At 73.5% G+C, this 9,966-nt stretch carries 8 protein-coding genes; 4 read left to right on the forward strand and 4 right to left on the reverse strand.

All coding sequences use genetic code 11. The features are described 5' to 3' along the window. Window positions 1-14 precede the first annotated feature (14 nt). The 4 genes from ACGFI8_RS33960 to ACGFI8_RS33975 are packed head-to-tail and all read right to left on the reverse strand — an operon-like array spanning window position 15 to window position 5,141. Entirely contained in the window at window positions 15-773 is a 759-nt protein-coding gene (locus ACGFI8_RS33960; protein ID WP_392810920.1) for a thioesterase II family protein, read from the reverse strand. After that, the gene (locus ACGFI8_RS33965; protein ID WP_392810921.1) at window positions 770-3,889 is read right to left on the reverse strand and encodes a type I polyketide synthase; all 3,120 of its coding nucleotides are present in this window, start codon (window positions 3,887-3,889) and stop codon (window positions 770-772) included. The genes ACGFI8_RS33960 and ACGFI8_RS33965 overlap by 4 nt, the downstream gene beginning before the upstream one ends. A gap of 9 nt (window positions 3,890-3,898) precedes the next feature. Then, the gene (locus ACGFI8_RS33970) at window positions 3,899-4,111 is read right to left on the reverse strand and encodes a CDGSH iron-sulfur domain-containing protein (protein ID WP_392810922.1); all 213 of its coding nucleotides are present in this window, start codon (window positions 4,109-4,111) and stop codon (window positions 3,899-3,901) included. A gap of 19 nt (window positions 4,112-4,130) precedes the next feature. Beyond that, entirely contained in the window at window positions 4,131-5,141 is a 1,011-nt protein-coding gene (locus ACGFI8_RS33975) for an iron-containing redox enzyme family protein (protein WP_392810923.1), read from the reverse strand. A gap of 218 nt (window positions 5,142-5,359) precedes the next feature. Between ACGFI8_RS33975 and ACGFI8_RS33980 the strand changes: the two genes are divergently transcribed. The 4 genes from ACGFI8_RS33980 to ACGFI8_RS33995 form a co-directional block, all read left to right on the forward strand. Next, window positions 5,360-5,551, forward strand: a complete 192-nt coding sequence (locus tag ACGFI8_RS33980; protein ID WP_392810924.1) for an MbtH family protein — start codon at window positions 5,360-5,362, stop codon at window positions 5,549-5,551. Beyond that, complete coding sequence (locus ACGFI8_RS33985) at window positions 5,548-5,919, forward strand: phosphopantetheine-binding protein (RefSeq protein WP_392810925.1); 372 nt, start codon at window positions 5,548-5,550, stop codon at window positions 5,917-5,919. Before ACGFI8_RS33980 ends, ACGFI8_RS33985 begins: the two co-directional genes overlap by 4 nt. Further along, the gene (locus ACGFI8_RS33990) at window positions 5,916-9,107 is read left to right on the forward strand and encodes an amino acid adenylation domain-containing protein (RefSeq protein ID WP_392810926.1); all 3,192 of its coding nucleotides are present in this window, start codon (window positions 5,916-5,918) and stop codon (window positions 9,105-9,107) included. Before ACGFI8_RS33985 ends, ACGFI8_RS33990 begins: the two co-directional genes overlap by 4 nt. Next, a partial coding sequence (locus ACGFI8_RS33995) for a condensation domain-containing protein (RefSeq protein WP_392810927.1) occupies window positions 9,104-9,966 on the forward strand: 863 nt, incomplete at its 3' end. The genes ACGFI8_RS33990 and ACGFI8_RS33995, both read left to right, overlap by 4 nt.

The raw sequence follows: 9,966 nt of genomic DNA on the forward strand, positions 1-9,966 counted from the left end.
GACGCCGACGAAGCCTAGGCGGCGTCGCCGGCGATGCGGGTCAGGCGTCGGCTGAAGTCCGACATGACCGCCGCGGCGTGGTCGCTGACATAGAAATGGCCGCCCGGGTACACCTGGTGGCCGAGATACCGCCGGCTGCGCCCGGCCCAGACCTTCATCGCGTCCGGGTCGGTCAGCAGCGGGTCCGACCCGCCGGCGTAGCTCACCAGCGGGCACTCCACGATGGCCTCGTCGTCCTCGAACTGCACGGCGATGCGGAAGTCCGCGACGACCGGCGGCAGCACCAGATCCAGCATGTCCGGATCGGTCCAGAGCTCCTCGGGAAAGGCCCCGAGATCCTTGAACATGTCGCCGAACTCGTCCATCGACAGCTTCTCGTGGCCCGGCGGCGGGGCGAAGAAACCCCGCGGCGCCCAGCCGGACATGCCGAGCAGCAACGGGGCCGGGTCGCCGGCCGCCTCGAGCCGCACGGCCAGCCGGTAGGCCAGCATCGCGCCGATGCAGTGCCCGAACATGGCGTACGGGCGCTCGTCGTCGACCGTGGCCAGCACCGCACCGTGCAGGTCGTCGAGGAGGGCGTCCCAGTCGACGGGGAGCGGCTCGTCCCGTCGGCTCTGCCGCCCGGGCAGGGTGAGCGCCTGCGCGGCGACCTCCGCCGGGAGCAGCCGGCCCCAGCCGCGGTAGGCGGCCGCGCCACTCCCGGCGTGCGGCATCAGCAGCAGGCGGATCTGGGCCTCCGGGGGCGGCTGCGCGGGGGTGAACCAGTGGCTCATCGCTCATCCACCTTTACGAGGTCGGCATCGGTGCACCCGTCCAGGCGCCCGTCGAGGAACTCGGCCAGAGCGAGCGGCGTCGGGTGGTTGAAGACCTCCGGGGTGGCGAAGGTGATCCCCAGTGCCGCGCCGAGCTCCTTGCGGAGCTTGACCGCGAGCAGCGAGTCCATCCCCAGTTCGGTGAAGTCGATGTCGGCCTCGATGCCGGCGAGCGTGCTGAACTCCAGCACCGCGGCGACCTTCTCCCGGATCAGCGTGGTGATCGCCGCCCGGCGCTCGCCGCCCTCCGCCAGCACCGCGGTCTCGACCACAGCCGAGTCCTCGGCCGGCCGGGCCGGCACCGTAGCCGCTGTCGCGGCGGTGGGCGGCCGGTACGACTCGCGGTCGAAATGCAGTGCTGTGCCGGCTGCCGGCCGGGTTGGCGCCGTCGCGGCGGTGGGCAGGCAGTACGACTCGCGGTCGAACGCGTACGCCGGCAGCTCGACCCGCCGCCGGTGCGCCCCGCGGTGGAAGGCCGGCCATGCGATCGGCTGCCCGGCCGCGTAGGCCCGGGCGAGGGCGTCGAGCACGGCCTCGCCGTCCTGCTCGGTCGGCCGGACGCTGGTGAGCCAGAGGTGCCGGCCGGGCGGGACGCACCGCTTGCCCAGCGGGGTCAGCGTCGACGCCGGGCCGAGCTCGACGAAGAGGTGCTTGCCCCGCTGGTCCAGCGCGCGCATCGCGCCGACGAAGTTCACCGGTTCGGCGATGTGGCGCACCCAGTAGTCGACGGAGAAGTCGCCTCGCCTGGCGACCTGGCCGGTCAGCGTCGAGACCATCGTGATCGCGGGCTCGGCGAAGGCGATGCCGTCGATGGCCGCGTGCAGTTCGTCCGCCACCTCGGTCATCAGCGGGGAGTGCGAGGCCTGCGACACCGGCAGGAGCGCGAAGTCCAGGTCCCGCGCGGTCAGCTCGGCCATGACCGCCGTCATCGAGTCCCGGCCGCCGGAGATGGTGCACTGCTGCGGCGCGTTGACGGCGGCGACGGAGACGTCCGCGTAGCCGGCCAGCAGCGGCGCGACGGTGTCGGCCCCGGCCCCGACCGACACCATGCAGCCGGGGGTGCGCACCGAGTCCATCAGCCGGGCCCGGGCCGCGATCAGCCGGGCGGCGTCGGCGAGGCTGAACAGCCCGGCCACGGCGCCGGCGGCGACCTCGCCCATGCTGTGCCCCGCGACCGCGGTCGGCCGCACCCCCCACGACATCCACAGGCGGGCCAGCGCGTACTGGAACGCGAACTGCACGGGCTGGCCGTACCGGGCCTGGTCGAGCGCCGCAGCGTCGTCCGGCCCGCAGGTCCCCAGCACCATGGCCTTGACCGGCCGGCCCACCAGCGGGGTCAGCAGCTCGTCGCAGGCGTCGAGCTCCTCGGCGAACGCGGGGTGCCGCCGGTACAGCCCGGAGCCCAGGCCGGGGCGCAGCTGGCCCAGGCCGGAGAACAGGAACCCGACCTTGCGGGAGACGTGCTTGGGCATGCCGCTCTCGACGGTGGCCAGCATCTCCGCGAGCCGGTCGGGGAGGTCCCCGGGGCCGGTCACCCCGGCGGCCACCCGGTGCCGGAAGTGGGCCCGGCCGACGTTGGTGGTGTAGCACAGGTCGGCGACGTCGAGGTCCGGCCGGTCGGCCACGATCTTCTGGTACCGCCGCAGCTGCGCGGCGAGCGCCGGGACCGACTTGGCCGACAGCGTCAGCACGTGCCCGCCGGGCGCCGGCGGCCCTGAGGGCTCCGAGGGATCCGGCGGCGCCGCCGGGGGCGCCTCCTCCAGCACGGCGGCGGCGATCGTGCCGGTGAAGCCGAACGAGTTCACCAGCCCCCGGCGGACGTCGGCCGGCCACGGCTCCGAGCTGATGGGCACCCGGACCGGCCAGGTGTCCCAGGCGATCCGAGTCGACGGCTTGTGGAGGTTCAGGTGCGGGAACACGGTGCCGGAGCGCAGCTGCAGCACCGTCTTGACCACGCCGCCGATGCCGGCCGCGGCCTCCATGTGCCCGATGTTGGTCTTGAGCGAGGCGACCAGAAGCGGGTTCTGGCGGCTGTGCGACGGCCCGAACACCTCGGCGATCGACGCCATCTCGATCGGGTCGCCGAGCGGCGTCCCGGTGCCGTGCGCCTCCACGAACTGCACGTCGCCCGGTTCCAGCCGCGCGTTGGCCAGCGCGGCGCGCATGAGCGCCTCCTGGGCGAGACCGTTGGGGGCGGTGAACCCGGCGCTCTCGCCGTCCTGCCGGACCGCGGTCCCACGGATCAGCGCGAGCACGGTGTCGCCGTCGCGCTCGGCGTCGCTGAGCCGCTTGAGCACGACCACGGCGCAGCCCTCGGCCCGGCCGTAGCCGTCGGCGGACTCGTCGAAGGTCTTGCAGCGCCCGTCCGGGGCCAGCGCCTGCATGTCCGTGAGCAGCATGCTGCTGTACGGATGGTGGATGACGCTGACCCCGCCGCACAGCGCGAGCTCGCACTCCCGGCCGCGCAGGGCGGTGACCGCCAGGTGCAGCGCGACGAGCGACGAGGAGCAGGCGGTGTCGATCGACATGCACGGGCCGCGCGTGCCCAGGAAGTACGAGACCCGGCCGGACACCGCCGCGTGCAGCAGCCCTCCGGCGAGGTAGCCGTCCATGTCCGCGGCGTCGAGCCCGCCGATCTCCCACGCGTAGTCCATGCCGCTGGCGCCGAAGTAGACCCCGACGTTGCCCCGCCGCAGCCCGGCCGGGTCGATGTTCGCGTGCTCCAGGGCCTCCCACGACGTCTCCAGGGCCAGCCGCTGCTGCGGGTCGATGCAGCGCGCCTCCTTGGGGGAGATGTTGAAGAACGCCGGGTCGAACTCGTCGACACCGGTCAGGAAACCGCCGCCGGCGGCGGCCGGCTCACCGCCGTTGCACCGGTCCGGGAAGGGACCGATCGCGGACCGGCCGGCGGCGAGGTACTCGGCGAAGGCGTCCATGGTCGCGCTGCCGCCGGGCATGCGCAGGCCGACGCCCACGATCGCGATGGGCTCGTGCCGTTCGGCCGTCAGCTGCTCGATCCGCGACGAGTACTCGCGGATGACCGCGCGGGCCGCGTCGAGCTCGGCTTCGATGGTCATGCGACCGGCTCAGAGGGCGGTGCGGGCGGCGCCGCCGCGCAGCACGTGGTTGCCGTCGCAGAACGGTTTGAGGGCGGACAGGCCGCACCGGCACAGCGCGATGGTCTTCCGTCCGGGGTCGATCTCCTTGCGGTCGCGGTCCTGGAGCTTGTAGGCGCCCCGCACGATGACCGGTCCGTTCTCGTAGAGGGTGATCTCGACCGGTGGCTGGTCGTCCAGCATGAAACGGGCTCCTGTTCTCTCAGACGGTGGTGAGCTCGCGCAGGGAGGTGCCGCCGGCCGCCCACGGATCGACGACCGAGCCGGCGAACAGGCCGCGGACGTTGAGGGTGGCCAGCGCGCCGAGGACGACGCGGTCCCACTCGTCCGGGTAGTCGGCGACGAACCCGCCGCACATGTCGTGGGCGGCCAGCTGCTCGTGCACGGCGTCGGCGAGGATGTGCTCGTCGTAGAACAGCCGCGCCCGCTTCGACCCGCCGAGGCGGTCCAGGCCCTCGCTGAAATGCCGGTTGATGATCGACGAGCCGATCTCGGTCGCCGCGAGGTTGCCCAGCAGCCCGCCGCGCCAGCGCTGCTGCAGGCCGAACATCGACCTGATGTTGTGCAGGGCGAGCGCGACGGCCGGGATCTGCTCGATGTACGCCCCGTACTCCGGGTCGAGCCCCAGTTCGGACATCAGCATCACGTACAGCTCGGCGTGGCTGCGGCCGGGCATGCCGCCGCCATACTCGTCGGCCTGGATCTCGATCAGCGCGCTCTTGGCGCGGCCGGACACCCGCGGGATGGCCCACGTGTGGGCGTCGCCCTCGTGCAGGGCGTCGATCGACCGGGTGATAACCAGTTCCTTGAACTGCTCGAGCGTCGCGGTCCGGTGCATGAACTTCAGGAACTCCATCGGGACGCGGCCGCAGACCTCCATCAGCCACATCGGCACCTGGGCCGGGGTCAGGCCGGCCGGCATCTCGACGTCGGCGAGGATATCGCGCTCGAACACGGCCTCGAGGGCGCCGCGCACCGCCAGGAGCGACGGCTGCCACTCCCACCGCTCGTCGACGCCTTCGAAGCCGGCGTAGGTGAGCCCGTAGCAGACCCACAGGCTGATCTGCACGTCCTCGTCGGACCGTGCGTCGGTGGTGGTCTCCGGCAAGGCGTCGGCCAGCTCGGTGAGCTGGGCCGGCACCGGCCCGGGTGCGCCAGCCAGGCAGGCGAACAGCGCGGTGCTGATGGGTCCTCGGGGCGCGGGGAGCCGCATGGCGTTCTCCGATCGGATGGGTCGGCGCGACGGCGCGGACCGGTATTCGCGCCACGACCTCGCGTGCCGCGGCCCCCAGTGTGCCGACCGAGCTTGACACGCGGCTGGCCGAACGCTGACGCCCAGCGCCGGTCAGGGTGGTCAGCGAATTGTCAGCGGTCGATCAGTGGGCTCTGCGAGTCTTCCGGAACGACGGAGCCAACCATTGGAGTCTTGCTGTGGTCGATCCCTTTGAGGTTGCGGACGCGAGCTATCTGGTCCTGGTCAACCGCCTTGGTCAGCATTCGCTGTGGCCGGAGGTCATCGACGTGCCCGCCGGCTGGCGGGTGGTGTTCGGCGGCGGCGAGCGGCAGGCGTGCCTGGACTACGTCGAGGCCAACTGGGCCGACATCACGCCGACCGCGTCATGACCGGCACCACAACCGGCACTGAGAGCGGCACTGAGGCGACGCTGTGCCGGATCCTCGCCGAGGTGCTGCAGGTGGACGTCGTCCGGCCCGAGGACGGCTTCTTCGAGGTGGGCGGCGACAGCGTGCTCGCGGTCGCCGTCGTGGCCCGCGCGCGCGAGGCCGGCCTCGTCCTGGGCGTGCGGGACCTGTTCGACCACCAGACCGCGCGGACGTTGGCCGCGGCGATCGGTGACCGGTCCGGCCCCGCCGGCGGTACCGCCACAACCGCAGCGGCCTCGGAAGCGCCGCTGGTGACGTTCGCGGACGACGAGTTCGGCGATTTCGAGCAAGCCGGCGCCACCGAGGCCGAATGGGAGACCATCACGTGAGCCGAGCCAGCACCGAGACCAGCACCCGGACCAGCATCGAGTGCGTTCTGCCGCTGACCCCGTTGCAGGAAGGGCAGCTGTTCCACGCCGACTTCGCCGAGTCCGGCCCGAGCCTGTTCAACATGCACCTGTCGGCGCTGCTGACCGGGCCGCTGAACGTGGCGGCGCTGCGGGCCGCCTGCGCGACGATGCTGGCCCGGCACCAGTGCATGCGGGCCTGCTTCCGGCCGGATCGCACCGGCCGGACGGTGCAGGTGGTGGTGCGTGACGTACCGCTGCTGTGGCGGCAGGTCGATCTCTCGGCCGTCGCCGAGCCCGAGCAGTCGGTGCGCCTGCGGCAGCTGGTCGAGGAGACCGTGGCGGCCCGCTTCGACCTCACGAAGCCGCCGCTGACCCGGTTCCTGCTGGTGCGCCTCGCGCCGGACCGGCACCGATTCGTGCTGTGCACGTACCACGCCGTGCTGGACGGGTGGTCCTCGTGGCTGCTGCTCGGCGAGCTGGCCCAGCTCTACGACAACCACGGCGACGACACGGGCCTGCCGGCGCCGCCGCCGCTTTCGGACTACTACCGCTGGCTGGCCCGGCAGGACCGCAACGCGGCCGTCGAGGCGTGGCGGGCCGCGCTCGCCGGCCTGCCGGGCCCGACGCTGCTGGCGCCGTCCGATCCCGAGCGGTGGCTGGCGCCCAGCGAGACGCTTGACGTCGAGGTGCCCGCCGCGTTGGTCGCCAAGGTCCGCGACTTCGCCCGCGGCCACCGCCTCACGATGAACAGCGTCTTCCAGACGGCGATGGGGCTGGCCCTCGGCACGGCCACCGGCCGCAGCGACGTGGTGTTCGGCGGCACGGTCACCGGCCGCTCCCCGGAGGTGCCGGGCATCGAGAACATGGCGGGGATGTTCCTCAACACGCTGCCGGTCCGGGTCCGCCAGGACCTGTCGCGGCCCGAGACCCTCGCCGCCATGATGGCGCGGGTGCAGGCCGAGCAGTCGCGGCTGATCCCGCACCACCATCTGGGTCTGGTCGACGTCCGGCTCGCCGCGGGCCAGCAGGAGCTGTTCGACGCGCACATGTCGTACCAGAACTTCCCCGGGGCCGGCACGACCGGCGGCTTCCCGATGTCCGACGTGCAGACCGACGTCAAGACCAACTACACGCTGAGCATCGCCGTGCAGTCGGCGGGCGACGCGATCGAGATGGACATCGAGTACCGGCCCGGGCTGTTCGACCGCGACCGCGCGGCGTCGCTGGCGCAGGGCATCGTGGCCGTGCTCGAAGCGGTGGTGGCGGACCCGGACGTCCTGGTGAGCCGGGTCCAGGTGCTGGCTCCGGCGCAGCGCGGCGCGCTGCTGGAGCTCGGCCGGGGCGAACCGGTGACCGGCGAGCCGCCGCCGCTGCTGCCGGAGCTGTTCGCGGCGCGGGCGGCGGCGGACCCGGCCGTGCCGGCGCTGGTGTTCGGCGACTCGACCCTGTCGTTCGGGGACCTGGCCGCGCGGGTCAACCGGCTGGCCCGGTGGCTGATCGACGCCGGCGTCGAGCCGGGCGACCCGGTGGCGGTGTTCCTGCCGCGCTCGGCCGACGCGGTGGTGGCGCTGCTGGGTGTGGTGGCCGCCGGGGCGATGTACGTGCCGGTCGACGTGTCGTACCCGGAGGAGCGGGTGCGGTACATGCTGGCCGACTCGGCACCGCACGTGGTGATCACGACGGCCAAGCTGGCCGACGCGGCGGCCGGGCCGCGGCGGCTGGTGCTGGACTCCGTCGAGGCGGAGACCGAGCTGGCGGTCCTGTCCGGCGCCCCGGTCGAGCCGGCGGAGCGCGGCGTGCCGGCCCCGCACGACGCGGCCTACATGATCTACACTTCGGGGTCGACGGGCCGGCCGAAGGGCGTGGTGCTCACCCACCGGGGCTTGGCCAACCTGGCCGCCTTCGAGCACCGCGAGAAGCTCGAGCCGGCGGCCCGGCAGGCCGGCCGGCAGCTGCGGGTGATCCTGGCCGCGGCGCTGTCGTTCGACGCCGTGTGGAACCCGGTGCTGTGGCTGCTCGCCGGCCACGAGCTGCACATGCTTGACGACGACATCCGCCGCGACGCGCACGCCCTGGTCGGCTACGTCCGCGAGCACGGCATCGACGTCCTGGAGATCACCCCCTCCTACGCCGAGCAGCTGCTCGAGGAGGGGCTGCTGGACGGGCCGGTCCGGCCGTCGATGCTGCAGGTCGGCGGCGAGGCGGTGCGGCCCGGGCTGTGGCGGCGCATCGCCGGGGCCGACGGGGTCACCGGCTACAACGTCTACGGCCCGACCGAGTGCACGGTGTTCACGACGATCGCCCGGGTGGTCGGCGAGCAGCCGGTGATCGGCCGCCCGCTGCCCGGCACCCGGGCGTACGTGCTGGACGAGTGGCTGCGTCCGGTGCCGGTAGGGGTCACGGGCGCGCTGTACGTGGCCGGGCGGCAGGTCGGGCGGGGGTACTGGAAGCGGCCGGGGCTGACGGCACAGCGGTTCGTCGCCGACCCGTTCGGGACCGAGGGCGAGCGGATGTACCGCACCGGCGACGTGGCCCGGTGGACCGGTGACGGCCGGCTGGAGTTCCTGGGCCGGGCCGATGACCAGGTGAAGATCCGCGGGTTCCGGATCGAGCCGGCCGAGGTGACCGCCGTGCTGGCCGAGAGCCCGGCGGTCGGTCAGGCCGAGGTGATCGCCCGCGACGGTGCCCTGGTGGCCTACCTCGTGCCGGCCGGCGATGACCTCGACATCGGCGAGCTGCGCCGGGAGGCGATGCGCAGGCTGCCCGACTTCATGATCCCGTCGGCGTTCGTGGTGCTGGACGCGCTGCCGCTGAGCCCCAACGGCAAACTGGACCGCGGCGCCCTGCCCGACCCGTCCGCGTCGCACGCCCCGGCCGGCCGGGGCCCGCGCGACGACCGCGAGGTGGTGCTGTGCCGGCTGTACGAGGAACTGCTCGGCCGCGCCCCGATCGGGATCGACGACAACTTCTTCGCCCTCGGCGGGCACTCCCTGCTGGCCACCCGGCTGACCAGCCGGATCCGGACCGAGCTCGGCGCCGAGGTGTCCGTCCGGGCGGTGTTCCAGGCGCCGACCATTGCCGAGCTCGGCGGCCGGCTCGCCGACGCCGCGCCCGCCCGTCCCGCCCTGCGGCGGATGAGCCGTCCGGCGGCGGGGGAGAGCCGATGATCCCGCTGTCATTCGCGCAGCGCCGGTTGTGGTTCCTGGACAAGCTAGAAGGGCCCAGCGCGACGTACAACATGGCGGGGGCGCTGCGGCTGCGCGGGACGCTGGACCGCGCGGCGATGGCCGCCGCCGTCGCCGACGTCGTCGAGCGGCACGAGCCGCTGCGGACGGTGTTCCCCGAGACCGGGGGCGAGCCGTACCAGCTGATCCTGGACGTGGCGCAGGCCGGCCCGCCGCTGGAGGTCGTCCGGCCCGACGACCTGCCGGCGGCGATGCGCCGCGCCGCGAGCCACGTGTTCGACCTGAGCGACCGGCCGCCGTTCCGGGCGACGCTGTTCGTCGCCGGCGAGGACGAGCACGTGCTGATGATCGTGGGCCATCACATCGCCGGGGACGGCTGGTCGACGGGCCGGCTGCTGCGCGACGTGGGGCGCGCCTACCACGCGCGGTCGCGCGGCCGGGCGCCGGACTGGGAACCGTTGCCGGTCCAGTACGTGGACTACACGCGGTGGCAGGCCGAGCTGCTCGGCCGGGCCGGCGACCCCGGCAGCGTGCTGGCGCGGCAGCTGGCGTTCTGGGCCGAGGAACTGGCCGGGGTGCCCGAATGCCTGCCGCTGGTCACCGACCGGCCCCGGCCCCCGGCCGCCTCCCACCGCGGCGACGTCATCCCGCTGGCCGTCGACGCCGGGCTGCACGCGGGCCTCGCCGACCTGGCCGCCCGGCGCGGGGCGACGCTGTTCATGGTGCTGCACGCCGGCCTCGCGGTACTGCTGAGCCGGTGGGGCGCGGGCCTGGACATCCCGGTCGGGTCACCCCTCGCGGGCCGCACGGACGAGGCCCTGGACGACCTCGTCGGGTTCTT

Origin of the sequence: Dactylosporangium sp. NPDC048998 (assembly GCF_043197855.1) — a bacterium.
In the GTDB taxonomy this organism is placed as follows: Bacteria; Actinomycetota; Actinomycetes; order Mycobacteriales; family Micromonosporaceae; genus Dactylosporangium.

Coding starts and splice junctions, on each gene's coding strand:
- ACGFI8_RS33960 (WP_392810920.1), bottom strand. CDS start 773: ATGAGCCACTGGTTCACCCCCGCGCAGCCGCCCCCGGAGGCCCAGATC.
- ACGFI8_RS33965 (WP_392810921.1), bottom strand. CDS start 3,889: ATGACCATCGAAGCCGAGCTCGACGCGGCCCGCGCGGTCATCCGCGAG.
- ACGFI8_RS33970 (WP_392810922.1), bottom strand. CDS start 4,111: ATGCTGGACGACCAGCCACCGGTCGAGATCACCCTCTACGAGAACGGA.
- ACGFI8_RS33975 (WP_392810923.1), bottom strand. CDS start 5,141: ATGCGGCTCCCCGCGCCCCGAGGACCCATCAGCACCGCGCTGTTCGCC.
- ACGFI8_RS33985 (WP_392810925.1), top strand. CDS start 5,548: ATGACCGGCACCACAACCGGCACTGAGAGCGGCACTGAGGCGACGCTG.